This is a genomic window from Salegentibacter sp. T436, assembly GCF_001932675.1.
GTDB lineage: Bacteria > Bacteroidota > Bacteroidia > Flavobacteriales > Flavobacteriaceae > Salegentibacter > Salegentibacter agarivorans.
Genome location: NZ_CP012872.1, coordinates 1,873,782 through 1,891,120 on the forward strand (window position 1 = coordinate 1,873,782; position 17,339 = coordinate 1,891,120).

General features: G+C 37.5%; 18 protein-coding genes and 1 tRNA gene. 8 read left to right on the forward strand and 11 right to left on the reverse strand.

Features of this window, described 5'->3' with window-relative positions:
• Positions 1–50 precede the first annotated feature (50 nt).
• Positions 51–1,640, reverse strand: coding sequence for a peptide chain release factor 3 (locus AO058_RS08280; protein ID WP_075326007.1), 1,590 nt, complete (start codon positions 1,638–1,640; stop codon positions 51–53).
• 147 nt (positions 1,641–1,787) lie between these two features.
• On the opposite strand from AO058_RS08280, the gene AO058_RS08285 reads away from it, so the two are divergent.
• The 7 genes from AO058_RS08285 (at position 1,788) to AO058_RS08315 (ending at position 6,881) form a co-directional block, all read left to right on the forward strand.
• Positions 1,788–3,386, forward strand: coding sequence for an OmpA family protein (locus AO058_RS08285; protein ID WP_075326008.1), 1,599 nt, complete (start codon positions 1,788–1,790; stop codon positions 3,384–3,386).
• Positions 3,387–3,481: 95 nt separating this feature from the next.
• Positions 3,482–4,000 carry an isopentenyl-diphosphate Delta-isomerase gene (gene idi, locus AO058_RS08290; RefSeq protein ID WP_075326009.1) on the forward strand — a complete coding sequence of 173 codons (519 nt, stop codon included), beginning with the start codon at positions 3,482–3,484 and terminating at the stop codon, positions 3,998–4,000.
• Positions 3,997–4,407, forward strand: coding sequence for a 6-pyruvoyl trahydropterin synthase family protein (locus AO058_RS08295; protein WP_075326010.1), 411 nt, complete (start codon positions 3,997–3,999; stop codon positions 4,405–4,407). The genes idi and AO058_RS08295 overlap by 4 nt, the downstream gene beginning before the upstream one ends.
• Positions 4,408–4,866: a peroxiredoxin gene (locus AO058_RS08300; protein ID WP_075326011.1), complete on the forward strand. Its 459-nt coding sequence runs from the start codon at positions 4,408–4,410 to the stop codon at positions 4,864–4,866. It begins immediately after the preceding gene.
• A gap of 63 nt (positions 4,867–4,929) precedes the next feature.
• The gene (locus tag AO058_RS08305; RefSeq protein ID WP_075326012.1) at positions 4,930–5,193 is read left to right on the forward strand and encodes a hypothetical protein; all 264 of its coding nucleotides are present in this window, start codon (positions 4,930–4,932) and stop codon (positions 5,191–5,193) included.
• Positions 5,194–5,204: 11 nt separating this feature from the next.
• Positions 5,205–5,278: transfer RNA gene (locus AO058_RS08310), tRNA-Thr, on the forward strand.
• Positions 5,279–5,348: 70 nt separating this feature from the next.
• A complete protein-coding gene (locus AO058_RS08315) occupies positions 5,349–6,881 on the forward strand; it encodes an IS1182 family transposase (RefSeq protein ID WP_075324881.1) in 1,533 nt (510 codons plus the stop codon).
• 293 nt (positions 6,882–7,174) lie between these two features.
• On the opposite strand, the gene mqo is transcribed toward AO058_RS08315, so the two are convergent.
• From mqo to AO058_RS08355, 8 genes are all read right to left on the reverse strand, one after another.
• Positions 7,175–8,677 (reverse strand): malate dehydrogenase (quinone), encoded by a 1,503-nt coding sequence (gene mqo, locus AO058_RS08320; RefSeq protein ID WP_075326013.1) that lies wholly within the window; start codon positions 8,675–8,677, stop codon positions 7,175–7,177.
• Positions 8,678–8,771: 94 nt separating this feature from the next.
• A complete protein-coding gene (locus tag AO058_RS08325) occupies positions 8,772–10,046 on the reverse strand; it encodes an L-lactate MFS transporter (RefSeq protein WP_075326014.1) in 1,275 nt (424 codons plus the stop codon).
• Positions 10,047–10,213: 167 nt separating this feature from the next.
• The gene (locus AO058_RS08330; protein WP_075327927.1) at positions 10,214–10,969 is read right to left on the reverse strand and encodes a DUF4369 domain-containing protein; all 756 of its coding nucleotides are present in this window, start codon (positions 10,967–10,969) and stop codon (positions 10,214–10,216) included.
• 143 nt (positions 10,970–11,112) lie between these two features.
• Entirely contained in the window at positions 11,113–12,378 is a 1,266-nt protein-coding gene (locus tag AO058_RS08335; protein ID WP_075326015.1) for a DUF819 family protein, read from the reverse strand.
• A gap of 74 nt (positions 12,379–12,452) precedes the next feature.
• A complete protein-coding gene (locus AO058_RS08340) occupies positions 12,453–13,262 on the reverse strand; it encodes a Cof-type HAD-IIB family hydrolase (RefSeq protein WP_075326016.1) in 810 nt (269 codons plus the stop codon).
• Positions 13,262–13,432 carry an Arc family DNA binding domain-containing protein gene (locus AO058_RS08345; protein ID WP_075326017.1) on the reverse strand — a complete coding sequence of 57 codons (171 nt, stop codon included), beginning with the start codon at positions 13,430–13,432 and terminating at the stop codon, positions 13,262–13,264. The genes AO058_RS08340 and AO058_RS08345 overlap by 1 nt, the downstream gene beginning before the upstream one ends.
• A gap of 1 nt (position 13,433) precedes the next feature.
• Positions 13,434–14,384: an alpha/beta hydrolase family protein gene (locus AO058_RS08350; RefSeq protein ID WP_075326018.1), complete on the reverse strand. Its 951-nt coding sequence runs from the start codon at positions 14,382–14,384 to the stop codon at positions 13,434–13,436.
• Between the two features lie 7 nt (positions 14,385–14,391).
• A complete protein-coding gene (locus AO058_RS08355) occupies positions 14,392–15,252 on the reverse strand; it encodes an SPFH domain-containing protein (protein ID WP_075326019.1) in 861 nt (286 codons plus the stop codon).
• Positions 15,253–15,412: 160 nt separating this feature from the next.
• Here AO058_RS08355 and AO058_RS08360 point away from each other — a divergent pair, with 160 nt between their 5' ends.
• Positions 15,413–16,195: a S1/P1 nuclease gene (locus AO058_RS08360; RefSeq protein ID WP_075326020.1), complete on the forward strand. Its 783-nt coding sequence runs from the start codon at positions 15,413–15,415 to the stop codon at positions 16,193–16,195.
• A gap of 55 nt (positions 16,196–16,250) precedes the next feature.
• Here AO058_RS08360 and AO058_RS08365 read toward each other — a convergent pair whose 3' ends face one another.
• Positions 16,251–16,835 carry an alpha-ketoglutarate-dependent dioxygenase AlkB family protein gene (locus AO058_RS08365; RefSeq protein WP_083634154.1) on the reverse strand — a complete coding sequence of 195 codons (585 nt, stop codon included), beginning with the start codon at positions 16,833–16,835 and terminating at the stop codon, positions 16,251–16,253.
• Between the two features lie 2 nt (positions 16,836–16,837).
• The gene (locus AO058_RS08370) at positions 16,838–17,197 is read right to left on the reverse strand and encodes a DoxX family protein (protein ID WP_075326022.1); all 360 of its coding nucleotides are present in this window, start codon (positions 17,195–17,197) and stop codon (positions 16,838–16,840) included.
• Between the last annotated feature and the right edge of the window lie 142 nt (positions 17,198–17,339).

Sequence of the window (17,339 nt, forward strand, 5' to 3'; positions counted from 1 at the left end):
TACTAATAGGTTTCTTTCAATCTAAGCATTACTGGTTTAGAATCAGAAACTTAAAATTCTGAAGTAAAATGGAATTTAATTGAACGATACTTGTCCTGCGTCATTTGTAATGAAAATTGGGAATCTGCTAAGAATACCAATTGTCCCTTTTTATCCTTCGCAAGAAATTTAGCTTTTAAACGCTTAAAATCTTTAAATTCTTCGCTTTTTTCATCTTCGGCTTCAACCCAGGTTGCTTTGTAAACGTTTAAATTTTCGTAGGTACATTTGGCGCCATACTCGTGTTCCAATCTGTATTGAATAACCTCAAACTGAAGCGCTCCCACTGTTCCAATAATCTTTCTTCCGTTGAGTTCTAAAGTAAAAAGCTGCGCTACACCTTCATCCATCAACTGGTCAACTCCTTTAGCGAGCTGTTTGGATTTCATTGGGTCGGCGTTGTTGATATATCTAAAATGTTCTGGAGAAAAACTTGGAATTCCGCGGTAATTTAAATTTTCACCTTCGGTAAGTGTATCACCAATTTTGAAATTTCCGGTATCGTGTAAGCCTACAATATCACCGGGATAAGAAACATCTACAATTTCTTTCTTTTCAGCAAAAAAGGCGTTTGGGCTGGAAAACTTAAGATTTTTATTGTGTCTCACGTGCAAATAAGCTTTATTTCGCTCAAACTTTCCAGAAACGATCTTTACAAAAGCCAGCCTGTCGCGGTGTTTAGGATCCATATTGGCGTGAATCTTAAACACAAAACCGGTAAATTTATCTTCGTCTGGTTTTACTAAGCGTTCTTCACTTTCTTTTGGTCTTGGAGTTGGAGCAATGTTGATAAAGCAATCTAACAATTCACGAACTCCAAAATTATTTAAAGCGGAACCAAAAAACACGGGCTGTAATCGGCCTTCCAGGTAAGCTTCTTTATCGAATTCAGGGTAAACGCCCTGGGCAAGTTCCAGTTCTTCTCTTAAATTATCGGCTGCTTTGTTTCCTATAAGTTCGTCTAATTCTTTAGATGATAAATCAGAGATTTCAATAGTATCTTCAATATCTTTTTTAGGATCACCGGTAAACAAGTTTACATTTTTCTCCCAAATATTATAGATTCCTTTAAAGTCGTAACCCATTCCAATTGGGTAGCTTAAAGGAGTTACAGTAAGATTTAATTTTTGTTCAATCTCATCCAATAATTCAAAGGCATCTTTCCCTTCCCGGTCCATTTTATTGATAAAAACAATCATCGGGATGTTTCGCATCCTACAAACCTCTACCAGTTTTTCAGTTTGTTCCTCTACACCTTTTGCAACATCTATTACCACAATAACGCTATCTACAGCCGTTAAGGTTCTAAAAGTATCTTCAGCAAAATCCTTGTGGCCCGGAGTATCCAGGATATTGATTTTAATATCTTTATATTCAAAAGCTAAAACCGAAGTCGCTACCGAAATTCCCCTTTGGCGTTCAATCTCCATAAAGTCACTTGTAGCGCCTTTTTTGATCTTGTTAGATTTTACCGCCCCGGCTTCCTGGATAGCACCACCAAAAAGCAGTAATTTCTCAGTAAGCGTGGTTTTACCGGCATCGGGGTGAGAAATAATCCCAAAAGTTCTTCTTCGTTTTAGTTCTTTTTGAAAACTTTTCATCTATAAAATTTAGAGCAGCAAAAGTACTATTATTTTGAAGAAATTTAAGGATAAATTATCTACTCCTTTGGGGGAAGAGCCTTCAGCATTTCAGTAAAAATCTATTAAAAACTTACGGCTTTAAAAACATTCAGTAATTTTACAATTATGGGGCAGTATTTTATAAGATCAATAGTTTTTTTGAGTTTGCTATTTTCGGGCTACCATTGCTTTGGGCAGGGAACTGAACAGGTAATAGCTCCCGGTGCCTATGTGATAAATATGGGCTCAAAACCCCAAACCGCAGAGAATTCTTTGCAGGCTTATGGATTGCTCTATAATTTACTTAAAAATAAAAAAATTGAAGTAAAATGGATCATTAACCCCCAGAAAGAAAAAGACGGGGTAGATTTTACTTATAAGGATACTGATTTTAAGGGGAGTGTTTTTATTATTCCGGTTTCTTATATCACAGAAGATATTAAAAACTTAATTGCAGCCTGGGAAGAGAAAGGAATTGTGGGAATTTATTTAGAAGAAGCTATTCGCGTGCCAGTTTTCACCAGCCTATCGGTTGCTCCAAGGTGGACCCTGGATAGAGAAAATGGTTATATAGCTGTGCCGTTTTTTAAAGCGGCGGCAATTCCTGAAGAAGCTTATGGTGGGAATAGCAGTAAAAACTGGAAGTCTCCGGAAGATCTTGGAGTTTGCGACGATATTTTTGTAATGCCCCATGCCGATCCTGCTTTTTCAACACATAAAAATCTTTATAATTGGAATAGTAAATATAAAGGTGCAATTTGGGCCGGTTGTCACGCGGTAAGTATATTAGAAAATCTTACCGGAAATATTAAGCTGAAAGAGAGTGATAGCACAGAATTTGTTCAGTTAAATTTTTTGAGTTCTGGGTTTCCGGGAGCTCAAAGTGCAGGTTTAATTCCCTATAAAAAACATAGACACGGTACGCCACCTTATCAAAATTTATTGCCGGCCGATCCTGTTGCGCAATACATTGGCAGCCCAGATGCTGCACATCTTAATGGTTCTGAAAGAATTTTTCTTCCGAAGAAAATTAACAGATGGCGAAAAGAAACAAAGAAAATTGTAATAGATGAAGATGCGCCAGATATTCCTGAGATCGCTGAAGATACCGCGGTAGTTGCAGCTTATGGTCCTGCTTTTGGAAACCCTGAAAATGGATTGGTGATGTACCAGGCAGGGCATAGTATTTACGACAAAGAACCTTCAAATATAGCAGCATTACGAGCTTTTTTTAACTGGAGTTTTTATGCTACAGACATTAAACGAAGAAAGAATGTGCTGGAATTTGGTAATTTGGAAGGTAGGCCGGTGCTGGATGCTAAGGTAGGCGATGATCTTGCGGGAATATTGCGCCTAAAACCTATTCATTTTGATTTAGATAAAGCCGAAATTAGGAAAAGTGATACCCAGGCCCTGGATAGTATTGCAACATTTATGAAAACGCACCCAGAATTATTGCTTGATATTAGGTCGCATACAGATAGCCGGGCAAATGATAGCTATAATATGCAACTTTCTGAAAGAAGGGTTGAAGCAACATTTAAGTATTTAACAGAAAAAGGAATTTCTAAAGACCGAATTACGGGGAGAGGATATGGCGAAACAGAGCTTTTAAATAATTGTGGAAATAACAGTAATTGTCCTGAAACCGGGCACGAAGAAAACAGGAGATCAGAATTTATTCTGGCTATAGATTGTGATATTTACGCAAAAAATGAATTTTAAAGGATTTTACTTGTAAATAAATCAACATAATTTTAGGAAATGTAGACTTGTAAAACCCCCGCTTCATTTCGTACATTTGGCACTCAAAGAAAAAAATGGGAACAGATAAAGTAATATTAGTAAACGAAAACGACGAGCAAATTGGTGTGATGGAGAAGATAGAAGCTCACGAAAAAGCTTTACTTCATCGGGCATTTTCAGTCTTTGTTTTTAATGAAAAGGGCGAGTTAATGATCCAACAGCGCGCACATGCTAAATATCATTCTCCAGGATTATGGACTAACACTTGTTGTAGCCACCAGAGGGAAGGGGAGAGCAATGTTGCTGCGGGAAAAAGAAGGCTTCAGGAAGAAATGGGCTTTAGCACAGATTTAAAGGAAATTATGTCTTTTATCTATAAAGCGCCTTTTGATAACGGACTTACAGAGCACGAATTCGATTATATTTTAATTGGGAATTATGAAGATGATCCCAACCCTAACCCCGATGAAGTGGCCAGTTGGAAATGGATGAGCCTGGATGCTATAAAATCTGATATGGAAGTAAATCCAGGTGTTTATACCGAATGGTTCAAGATTATTTTTGACAAATATTATTCAAGTATTCAAAAATGAGATTAAGCGTACATAGAAAAGCTCATTTTAATGCGGCGCATAGGTTATATCGCAAAGATTGGAGTGATGAAAAGAACTTTCAGGTTTTTGGGAAATGCAGTAACCCGCATTATCACGGGCACAATTATGATCTAATTGTAAAGGTGACCGGTGAAATAGACCCGGAAACCGGTTTTGTAATGGATCTAAAACGGCTTAAAGATCTTATTTATGAAGAAGTTGAAGTACCTTTTGACCATAAGAACTTAAACGAAGAGGTGCCACCTTTTAACGATCTAAATCCTACGGCTGAAAATATTGCGGTAGTAATTTGGAATAAAATAAGGGAGAAATTAAAATCTGAGCTCGATTTGGAGATCACTTTATACGAAACTCCAAGAAATTACGTAACCTATAAAGGAGAATAGATGGCACTTAAAATTGGAGATAAATTACCTAGGTTAACTTTAAAAGATCAGGACGGGGAAAACTACCATTTTTCCAGGGTAGAAGATAAAGCTTTGGTAATCTTTTTCTATCCAAAAGATTTTACTCCCGGTTGTACCAAAGAAGCCTGTAGTTTTAGAGATCATTATGAAGAATTTCAGGATTTGGGAGCAGAAGTAATTGGGATAAGTACAGATAATGAAAACTCTCATAAAAAATTTGCGACAAAACATCAACTTCCGTTTGTGTTACTTTCCGATAAAGAAAAGCGTGCGAGACAGGCGTTTGGGGTAAAAGCAGGTTTATTGGGCTTGCTTCCGGGTAGGGAAACTTTTGTTTTTGATAAGAATAAAAGATTGATCCATAGATTTAATAGTATGGGAGCTTCACAGCATATTCCCGAGGCACTTAATTCATTAAAGAAAATTCAGGAAAAATAATTTTAGTCTTGCTGTAATTTGTATTGAAAAATAGCCTAAATTCGCAGCCGAAATTTAAGTGATATGGCAAGTAAGAGATTATTAAAAAGAGATGTGAATTACGTAATGGGAGACATTATTGATGCAGCATACATACATCAAATGGCTAACCCTGATGACGCATCTAAAACTGAAGCGATTGTAGACGAAGCCATTGCAGATTTTGATGAGTTGATCACTAAAATCAACCAAAAAGATGTAGAGAATAAAAAGCAACATTTTAAAGCGATATCAAAAGAGCTGGAAGCAAAAGCTGAAGCTTTAATCGCGAAAATAAACGCTTTATAGAAATTTAAGTTGCCGATGTAGCTCAGCTGGCTAGAGCAGCTGATTTGTAATCAGCAGGTCGTGGGTTCGAGTCCCTCCATCGGCTCTAAAAGAGGCTGTCTGAAAAGGCAGCCTTTCTTGTTGGATTATTTTGAGGTTTTTATTATTTTCATGTAATGAAAGCCAAAGTTGTATTTAAGACCTATAACCAGTCGCAGTTAAGTCTTTTACCTCCCAGTTATGATGATTTGGTTCCTGTAAATCATCCCGTTAGAATCGTCAATACGATTATTGATCAAATCGACATCGCTGACCTGGAGCGAAGTTACAAAGGAGGTGGTACTTCCAGTTACCATCCTCGGATGCTTCTTAAGGTGATCATCTATGCGTACCTGCGCAATATGTATTCCTCTCGTAAGATAGAACAGGCTCTTCTGGAGAACATTCATTTTATGTGGCTCAGTGGTCAAAGTAAACCTGATCATAATACCATCAATGATTTTAGAGGAAAACGCTTAAAAGGGAAGTTTAAAAATATTTTCAACCAGGTGGTTCTTTTACTGGCTGACCAGGGTGTATTATCTTTAAAGGAACTCTTTGTGGATGGCACTAAGATAGAGGCCAATGCCAATCGCTTTACTTTTGTATGGGGTAAATCTATCAAGAACAGTAAAGAGCGTATTAAGAAACAGCTTCGGGAACTATGGTCTTATGTGGAAAAGGTTTATGACCAGGAACAATTGCTTCCTAATGAGCCTGATTTTGAGGCTATCGATCCGGATGAAGTAGCCAAAACCATTGATGCCATTAATGACGCATTAAAAGATAAGGAGGTCGATAAAAAAGTAAAACAAAAGCTCAACTATGCCAGGAAGAACTGGCCTGGGAACCTGAAGAAATACCAGGAGCAGGAAGCTATCCTGGGAAAACGCAACAGCTATAGCAAGACCGACCCCGATGCCACTTTTATGCGGATGAAAGATGATTATATGCAGAACGGGCAGTTAAAACCTGGGTATAACCTTCAGGCTTCCACCAACAACCAATTCATTACCAATTATACTTTAGCTCAAACCACCGCCGATACCACTACCTTAAAAGACCACCTGCAAGATCATATAGATTCCTACGATCAAACACCTGAGAGCCTTACCGCAGATGCCGGCTATGGCAGTGAAGAGAATTATACCGATTTAGAAGAAAAAGAAATTACTGCCTATGTGAAATACAATTACTTCCATAAAGAGCAACGCGATAAAAAGCACAGAGAAAACCCATTTCATCCGGACAATCTGTTTTATAATAAAGAAACCGATACGTATTATTGTCCGATGGGCCAGGCGATGAAGAAGGTAAGAAGTTATGAGAGTGAAACCACTACCGGTTTTAAGCAGCAAATCCATCGGTATCAGGCCGCCAACTGCAAGGGATGCCCTTTGCGAGGCAGCTGTCATAAAGCCAAAGGGAACAGGACTCTCGAACGTAATCACAACCTGATTCGCCTCAAGGAAAAGGCCAGGAACCTACTGCTAAGTGAAGAGGGAATAGCACATCGCAAAAGAAGATGCTGGGATGTTGAAGCCGTCTTTGGAAATATCAAGCAAAATATGGGCTTTAAGCGGTTTATGTTGCGGGGAATGGATAAAGTAACTACTGAGATAGGATTAATAGCTATGGCGCACAACTTAAGAAAATTCAGTATCGCATAGCAAGGGGGCGCTGCTTTGCCTTTTTTTATCAGAAAGAAGATTTACAAAAAGAAGAATCGCTTCCTCTTACAAAACATTTATAAAGAAAAAGGGCCATCTAAATACTTTTTAGACGGCCTCTTTTTTATGGAATCCTTTAAACGTCATCCTGAATTTATTTCAGAGCCTGCTCCGATTTTATATCGGGGATCTAGGTTGTAACTAATTAAAACATGTTAGAAGCTGAAACAAGTTCAGCTTGACGCAACCAGGTTTTTAAAACCTCTTTTATAGTGAAAGTGGATTTCTGTCTATTAATGTAAAACCTCCAACTCCAGTTTTTTAGAAGAATTTGCCTGTACTTTTTTAAATTCAGTTATATTTTCTTCAATTTCTTTATTCCAGAAAGGAATCATTTTTGAAAGTTTTTCCTGCCATTTTTCAGATTTTATTTTCTCAGGAAAAGCAATATTAATTACATTCAGCATTATAGAAACCGCTACTGAAGCTCCCGGCGAGGCGCCCAGTAAAGCGGTAATAGAACCATCTTTGCTGTGAACTACATCGGTTCCAAATTCCAGAATTCCACCCTGTTCTTCATCTTTTTTAATAATTTGAACCCGTTTTCCTGCTACTTTTAATTCCCAGTCTTCCGGCCTGGCGTCTTTTATAAAAACCCTAAGATCTTCCATTCGGTCTGAATGATCCATAGTGACTTGTTTCATCAGGTATTTTGTAAGCGGTAAATTATGCCAAAAAACTCCCCACATAGAAGGAATATTTTCTTTATTTATACTTTTTGGAAGATCTAATTTAGAACCTTCTTTTAAGAATTTAGTTGTGAAACCGGCAAAGGGCCCAAAAAGTAATTCCTTCTTTCCATTAATATATCTCGTATCAAGGTGAGGAGTAGACATTGGGGGAGCATCTGGTCCTGCTTTACTGTAAACCTTAGCCCAATGTTGGTCTATAACTTCCCGGTTTTTGCAAACCAGCCACTGGCCATCTACAGGGAATCCACCATACCCGTCTTTTTCCTCTATTTCTACTTTTTGTAGTAGTGGCAATGCGCCGCCGCCGGCCCCTATAAAAACATGTTCGGCATCATAATATGTAACTTTACCTGAATCTAGATTTTGAGCTTCTACCGTCCATTCCAGGGTTTCATCGGGATCTACATCTAAAACATCGGTATTTCTTAAAACCGGTACATCAAATTGTTCTTCCAGAACTTTAAAATATTGTTGTGAGAGTGTTTCAAAATTAACTTCAGTGCCAATTTCCATTCGCGTTGCAGCCATTTTCTCATTCTCACGGCCTTTCGTAATTAAGGGAATCCATTCTTTTAATTTCTCTGAATCTTCAGAAAATTTCATTTTCTCAAACATGGGTGTTTGGGAAAGAATTTCAAATCGTTTTTTAAGAAAATTGATATTATCATCTCCCTGCACCCAGCTATGATGTGGAACTGAATGAATAAAGTTTTCAGGATCTTTTATAAGCTTTTGGTCTACCAGGTAAGCCCAAAATTGTTTGCTGGTTTCAAACTGACTAAAAATTTCGATTGCTTTACTAATATCTATGCTACCATCAGCATTTTCTGGGGTATAATTAAGTTCACAAAGTGCCGAATGCCCGGTGCCGGCATTATTCCACGCGCCAGAACTTTCTTTAGATACTTCGCCCAGCTTTTCAAAAATAATTATTTTGATTTTAGGATCTATTAACTTCAACATTAAAGCGAGTGTAGCGCTCATAATACCGCCACCTACACAAATAAGATCGTAGTTATTCTCTTTTAGTACTTTTTGATTCATAGCCCAGTTTTTCTCAAACTTAGAAAAATACCAAACCAATCTTACCCAATAAAATATTAAAGCTCGTGAGATTTAATTAGTCTATGGTAATATTTCACTCAGATGTTGAGGTTTTATACTCGAGTTCTTGATGCTCGGTTCTAACTTTTTTTACACTTCTGTCTAGCACTAAACTAATAATTAATGCCACGATGATTAAAGCAGTAAAAACATAGAAAACGGGAATGTAACTTCCTGTACGGGTATAGATTTGTGAGACCAGGGTTGGACCAATAAGTCCGCCCAAAGACCAGGTAGTTAATAAATAACCGTGAATTGCTCCAAGTTCTTTCGTGCCAAAAAGATCGCCAATAAAGGCCGGGAGATTAGAAAATCCGCCACCATAACAACTTACTACAAGAAAAATAAATATTTGAAAAATAAGAGCACTTGTAATAATTGGCAGGGTGATAAAAGCCACGAGCTGAATTATAAAGAAAATAATAAACACTTTAGGGCGCGAAATATAATCTGAAGCGGCAGCCCAACCTAATCTTCCTCCGCCATTAAAAATCCCCATAATTCCTACCATAGTAGCTGCTGCACCGGCTGAGAGGCCAACGATATTTTGAGCCATTGGCGAAGCTACAGAAATCATCATAATTCCTGCGCTGGTGTTTATAAGCATCATCGTCCAAAGCATCCAGAAATGCTTGGTTCTAACGGCATCACCAGATGTAGCTTGCGACAGATCTCTTTTTATTTTTTTGGTCCCGGCTTTTACCGCTGCTTCCATTCCCGTAGGCATCCAGTTTTTGGGCGGTGGTGCGATATAAGAAGCGCCAAGCATCATTAAAATGAAATAAGAGGCTCCTAAAATGTAAAAAGTAGTACTAATTCCTATAGATTCTATTAAACTCGCTGCAACAGGAGCAGTAACCAGAGCTCCGGTACCAAATCCCAGAACAGCCATTCCTGTGGCTAAACCTCTTTTGTCTGGAAACCATTTTACTAAGGTTGAAACGGGCGCTATATAACCAATTCCAAGGCCCAGCCCGCTTAATAAACCATAGGAAAGCAGGAATCCTGTTAATGAATCCATTGAAATTGCGAATCCCGATCCCGCCTGGCCTAAACCAAATAAAACTGCGGCCAGCATAGCCGATTTCTTTGGGCCGCTTCGCTCTACAAATTTTCCGAATAATGCAGCAGATCCTCCACCAAGAACCATCATTATGGTAAAGGCGGTGGTAACCGATGCCATAGACCAGCCCTTGGTTTCTACAAGGGGTTGGGTATAAACACTGTAGGCGTAAGCAGCACCTATTGAAATATGAATAAAAACTGCCGAAGCGGCAATAAGCCATCGGTTTTTGTTTGGAGCACTCATTTTAAAGAATTTTGCAAGGTTATATTGTTATTAAATTGAATAGGACAACAAGTATAAGTTTTTATTGCGGAAATATAAATGAATTGGCTGCAGTATTATTAATGAGGTAATAAAAAAGCCCGAAATTAATATTTCGGGCTTTAAGATTATTAAGTTAAGACGCTGAATTAACTAATATCGTTTTCTTCAGTTTCTACGGGTTCAACGCTTTCGCTTGCTTCTTCTTCCTCCCGTCTTTCTTCAAGGAAATCTTTCAATTCTTTCCCGTACATAGATTTTTTCACCTTTGGCTCTAAAGATTTATAGATGGTATCTAAATACTTAATGTTAGCATCAAAAACTTCAGAAAGAGCGAGATAAGGAGCTATTTCCAGGTCTTTATTGTTAATCGCAAAATTAACGGTGTAAAGATATTTACGTTTAAGTAAACTTTCATACTGTTTATTCACGTCAATCAGCTGTTCTTCGTTTTCATCGCGTTGGGCTTCAAAGTTTTGCTGAATAAGTTCCAGGTTTTTATCGTTGAAGCGTTGCATCATTGTGCGATATTCTTCTAATTTTTCCTGATTTTTAGCGCCGATAATTTCAGCATCGGTCACAAAATTCTCTAAAGTAGTGTTGATGGTTACTTCACCTTCTTCAGCAAAAAAATCTATACGGTCGTCATATTGAGAGTTGCTTACTTTTTTAAGATAGAGATACATCATTTGAGGGCTCCCTATATAGGTTTCCAGGGTTATATTAGCATTGCCGTCAATTGCTACTGAGTCTACATCAATCATAAGAGTATCCTCTATCTTTTGAAGATAAACGGTTCCTTTTTTTAGGCCGTCAATATTGGCATTTACTATTAAGTTGCTTTCTTTATTATTACAGGAAGTAAGGGCGATAATAGCCAATAAAAGAATGCTTAATTTTTTCATGTGTTTTATAATTTTCTCTGGTATTGGGAATTTATCACAAGCTAATAATTCATACTGTGAACTCCCATATTTACTCTCCGGCAACTTGCTGGTTTCAGGTTTCTGATTTAGGCGGCAAATATCTTATAATTTTCTATTTTAAACTAACTCCCGGCGGCGATTTGCATTAAAATAGTAGTAAGAATTGCTCCATAGGTTCCAACTACGTATCCAAATACGGCTAATAAAACTCCAACGGTTGCCAGGGAAGGGTGAAATGCCGCAGCTACAACAGGGGCCGAGGCTGCACCACCAACGTTAGCCTGACTTCCTACAGCGAGGAAAAAGTAAGGTGCTTTAATGAGTTTTGCGGTACCAAAGAGAAAAATAACGTGAATAGACATCCAAATAAGTCCAATACCAATTAGTCCTGGATTATCGAATACCATCCCAAGGTCCATTTTCATACCTATGGTAGCTACCAAAATATAAATAAAAATACTGCCTAACTTACTTGCTCCCGCACCTTCGTAGGTTTTGAATCGTGTAAACGAAAGCCCTATTCCAATTGCGGTAGCGATGGTGATCATCCAAAAGAAGGAAGAGGAAAAGGATGAAAGCGCACTTTTACTATCATTAAAAATTTCAAAATTTGAAGATAGATATACCGAAATTTCATCGGCTCCCCAATGTGCAATTCCCACCGTTACAAAGGCCAGGGCAAGCATAATCATATAATCGGGTAGGTTGGGATTTCTGGTTACACTTTCAGCATAATTAGAAACTTTGTTTTTAAGTTCTGTAATTGCTGAATTATCGGCTTTTAGCCATTTATCAATTTTTTCGGTTTTACCAATTCCCATTAACAGTCCTGCCATAAGAAGGTTGGCTACTACAATATCTACTAAGACCATTCCGCCGTAAAGATCGGGGTTGTATTCGTAAATTTCCAGCATAGCAGCCTGGTTTGCGCCACCACCAATCCAACTACCGGCAATGGTAGAGAGACCTCGCCAAATAGCATCGGGACCAACACCACCCACGGTTTCTGGAGAAATAGCGGAAACAATTAGAATAGCTAGCGGCCCACCTACAATAATTCCTACCGTACCCGCAAAAAACATAATTAAGGCTTTTGGACCCAGGTTAAAAATTGCTTTCAGGTCTATGCTTAAAGTCATTAAAACAAGGGCAGCCGGTAATAGAAATCTACTGGCTACATAGTAAAGTTGAGAAGTACCATCGTCTATAAGTCCCAGGGAATTAAAGATTGCGGGAATTAAATAGCACATTAAAAGAGCCGGTACAATGCCATAGAATTTTTTCCAGAAACCAGCTTCTTTCGAAGAGGTATAAAACACAAAACCCAAAGCGAGCATTAAAAGTCCAAAGACTATAGCATCATTGGTAAAAACGGGAGTATCTTCCATAGGAAATTTTTATAAGCGGCGCCAAAATACAATTTTTCTTAAACTCTTCTTAAAGAATTACGGGAATCCTTCTGTTAGATTTGAAACAACTCTTTTAGGCTATTGGCTACGCCATCTTCCTTTCCGCTTTGGGTAACAATATTAGCAACTTCCAAAACTTCTTTTCTAGCATTACCCACGGCAACGCCCATTCCTACGCCTTTAATCATTTCTACATCATTATAATTATCTCCAAAAGCAATACTTTGCTCTGGCGTTAGATTGAAATGATTTTTCAATAAAAATTTAATAGCCGTAAGTTTTGAAATCTTTTTATTGGCAATTTCAAGGTATGTGGGTTTAGAACGGTATAAATGAAGTTCTCCAGGAAAATTCTCTGATAAATAATCTTTAATTTTATCAATATGGGCTTCGTCTCCCATTGCCATAATTTTATGAGCTCCTTTGTTATCTTTTTTCCATTCTGAAATTACTTCGCGATTAGATCTAAGTTCGGGTTTTACTTTGGTGTTATTTTCTTCCCTAGCAGCCCACTGGTCGTATTGCGGAACGTACCATTCGTCACTATTATATAAACTTAAATGGCAGTTCATACTTTTATTGAAATCAGAAAGATTTTCCAGCGTATTTAAAGAAATTTCAGTAGAACTTATAGCTTTCCCATCTACCAGTATTAATCCGCCGTTATAACAAATAATAGGTTGTTCTTTTATTTCAAGATCGGCTTGCAAATGTCTCATTGCTGCTGGCATTCGGGCTGAAATAAGTACGAATGGTAAACTGTCTTTTAAATTTTTTATTGTTGAAATTGTGTTGGGAGATAATTCCCGGTCGTGGTTTAGTAGAGTTCCATCTATGTCTGAAAAAACGATCTTATATTGCATTATTCTTCTTCTTTTTTATTTTTTGGGTGACGTTTTGCTTCTTTTAGGGCTTTATTTAGCATCCACTCAATCTGCCCATTGGTACTCCTGAATTCATCAGCAGCCCATTTTTCAATGGCTTTCAGCATCTTCTCATCAACTCGTAGGGCGAATGCTTTTTTATTACTCATTTTATTTATTTTCCAGATTCTTAATAAAATCGGTTAAAACCGGAATTATTTCGGGATGCAATGGTAATTCAGGATTATTGTAAGTTTGATAGTTTTTAGTCAAATCTTTAGAATTCACTTTTCTAAAAACGTGGTTCATATTTTCCAATAGAACTAATTCTGAATTTTCGGCTGCTGTATGCAGTAATTCAGCCTGTCCTTCCTTTACCTGGGCGTCATTTGTTCCGTTTATAATCAAAACCGGAATTTGCAGTTTTGCAATTTCTTCAGCAGGATCATATTTTATCCAGGAGGCTAAAAAAGCCTGGTTTTGAGGACTAAATAATGAACCTAATATTGATGGGTAATTTGAACTACTTCCATTTTCTTTTATCTCCTTGAGGGCTTGCTCAATATCATCTTTAAGCTGAGGTAATTGAGCCGAAAGTTGTGCAGCCAGAATATTGTCTATACTTTCTCCCGCACCGGCAATAGAAATAAGGGCATCGGCATTATTTTTTGAAGCCAAAATGCCTATTAAAGAGCCCTGGCTATGCCCGGCAATAATTATATTGCTGAAATTTCTGTCTTTTTTAAAATGAATTAAAATATTTTCAACATCCAGTATAAGATCTTCAAACGAAAGTGAATCTAAATTTAACTCCTTCGCTTTCATAATACGTTTATCAAATCTAAAACTTGCAATTCCTTCAGCTGCTAATTCGTGTGCTATTTTTTTAGCAAAATCACTTTTATTATTCATCCCTTCGGGAGAATTCCCATCACGATTTGTAGGCCCCGAACCCTGAATGAAAATTACCAGTGATGGATTTTCAAATTCCGAAGGAGATGTAAGGGTTCCATCGGTAAATTTATCTACCGTAATTTCTTCTTCGGTAAATGTCTTTTCTTGTGCGGAGACAATAAAATTTCCGAAGAAAATTAGGAATAAGCTGAGGATTGAATTTCTCATACAATTTCTAATGATTTAAAGTGCCCGCGTTTACCACCGGCGTTGCATCTTTATCGCTACAAAGTACCACCATTAAATTGCTTACCATAGCGGCACGTCTTTCGGCATCAAGATCTACAAGATTCTTTTCGCTTAACTGGTGTAACGCCATCTCTACCATTCCCACTGCACCCTGTACAATTTTATGACGGGCGGCAACTATTGCGGTTGCTTGCTGGCGTTTAAGCATTGCACTGGCGATCTCATTAGCATACGCCAGGTAACCAATTCTGGCTTCCAAAACTTCAATTCCGGCAATATTTAAACGTTCTTCGAGCTCCTTTTCCAGGGCGTCACTTACTTCGTTTACGCTGGAACGCAGGGTGATATCCTCGTCTAAGCCTTCATCTGCAAAATTATCATAAGGATAGAGACTGGCAAGTTTTCTAACTGCAGCATCGGTTTGTACCACCACAAAATTTTCATAATTATCTACATCAAAAGAAGCTTTGTAGGTATCACGAACGCGCCAAACCAGGATGGTGCTTATCATTACCGGGTTGCCTAATTTGTCGTTCACTTTTAGGCGCTCGCTATCAAAGTTTCGGGCCCTTAAAGAAATTTTCTTTTTGGTGTAAAATGGGTTCACCCAAAAGAGTCCGTTCTTTTTAACCGTTCCCTTGTAATCACCAAAGAGTAAAAGCACTCTGGAGCCATTTGGATTTACCAGGATTAGCCCGGGTAGGATAAAAAGCGAGATAATGATTCCCAAAATAAACCACGCATTATTTAAAATAATAAATCCGATAATGCTTCCGAAGAATAATAATAGAAAAACAAACAACATAATATAGCCGTTTGAAGCATGGAGATCTTTTTCCTGAGTCATAATATTTAAAATTGGTTGATATTAAAATGATATCATAAATATATTGCATTAATTCTTAACTCAGGAAAATTTAACATATTAAAAATTTGGGCTTCGCTATATTTGCCGAAAATCTAAAGGAGATTCACCTATATCTTCTTAATCTTTAAAAATTCAATAAATGAAAAAATTACTGCTATTTGCTTTGTTGGTTATAATTGGAAACACCGGTTTCTCTAATGATAATGAATGGGGGAAAACCGGGCACAGGGCTACCGGAGAAATCGCCGAAAATTATTTAAATAAGAAAGCTAAAAAAGCAATAGATAAAATTTTAAACGGCCAAAGTTTGGCCTTTGTGGCGAATTATGCCGATGATATTAAAAGTGATCCAGATTTTAGGCAATATGGCCCCTGGCATTATGTGAATTTAGCCGAAGGACAAACTCAATATGATGAGGAAACCGCCAACCCAAAAGGAGATCTTTACCAGGCTATTTTAAAATGTAAAGAGGTATTAAAAGATGAAAATGCTTCAAAAGAAGACAGGCAGTTTTATCTGAAAATGCTGGTTCATTTTGTAGGGGACCTTCACCAACCTTTTCACGTGGGAAGAGCTGCCGATAAAGGCGGTAATGATGTGCAGGTTCGTTGGTATAACGAGGGATCTAACATTCACCGGGTTTGGGATAGCCAGATGATAGATTCTTACCAAATGAGCTATACAGAGCTTGCAGCAAATACCAAACAATTAAGCAGAGCTCAAATTAAAGCTATTGAAGAAGGAGAAGTTATAGATTGGGTGTATGAGTCTGGTGAAATGGCAAGCGAGCTTTATAATTCAGTTGAAATGGGGGAGAAATTAGGTTATGAATATATGTATCATCACCTGCCTACTGTTTTGCAGCAATTGCAAAAAGGCGGAATTCGTTTGGCAAAAATATTAAACGAGATTTACGGATAATTTGATTCCAAAACATTCAAAAAAGCCATAGTGGAAACTTCTACAATGGCTTTTTTTATTGAATTTGTCTAAAAGTTAGATTAATTCTGGGTGAAACTTCTTTTTTGGTTTTTGGCAGCTGGTGTTTCCAATAATGTTGCATACTGCCTTTCATAATTAAGAGGCTGCCGTGCTGAAGTTCAATTTTTTCTTTCAGGTTTTTGTTGGTTTTATGTTTAAACTGAAAGCTACGAACGCCGCCCAAACTTATTGAAGCAATTACGGGGTTTTTGCCTAAAACTTGTTCATCATCGGCGTGCCAGCCCATACTGTCGTTTCCATCACGATAAAGGTTTGCCAAGCAGGTATTGAATTCAAAGCCGGAAACTTCTTCGGTTTGTTGTTTTAGATCTAAAATTTCTGAAGAAAAAGTTTCGGGTTTTAACTGTAAGCCCGAATAGGTATAAGAAATTCCTTTTTCAGCAAAAAAAGCGGTTAAACGTGGCTGCGGAATTTCTTTGCCGAAGAGTTTAATATTTTGCTGTTGCCAGGAAACTTCCTTCAGCAATTTTTCGAATAAAAAATTGGCCTTTTCAGTATTAAGAAAATGGGGGAAATATTCTAATTCTGCTTGTGGCAAGCTAAAAATTTTAGACTTCATCTTTAAAATTGTAAATAAAACCAGGCCCAGTACATTAGAAAAAACTGTAACGGTATTCTTAAAATTAAAGCCCATTTTGGGATGTCCGCGCCGGCTTTTTTGGAAGAAAGCATATAAAAATGTACAAGTAGAAAAACTAGGAGCATTAAAATAATCCCGTAGATGGCCAGGTCTTTGGTTTCAGAAAAAAAGAGTAGAAAACCCAGAAAAATTTCTGCCAATCCGCTTAAAAAAACCAGTGGTTTATGCGCCGGTAAATATCGCGGCATAATTCGCATATACATTTGAGGTTTTATAAAGTGAATAATACCGGCTACGATGTACATCGCGCCCATTAGGTAAAGGTGCCAGGGATATTGCATAATTTAAAGATAAAAATATATTTTTATGAGAGCGTGTAATTATAATAATAATACCGCTAGGTATTAAAAATTTTGTGTAATTCGCTAAAATAGAGTAATTTTCGGCTCCCAATTTACAACCTAACTTAATCTATATTGAAAC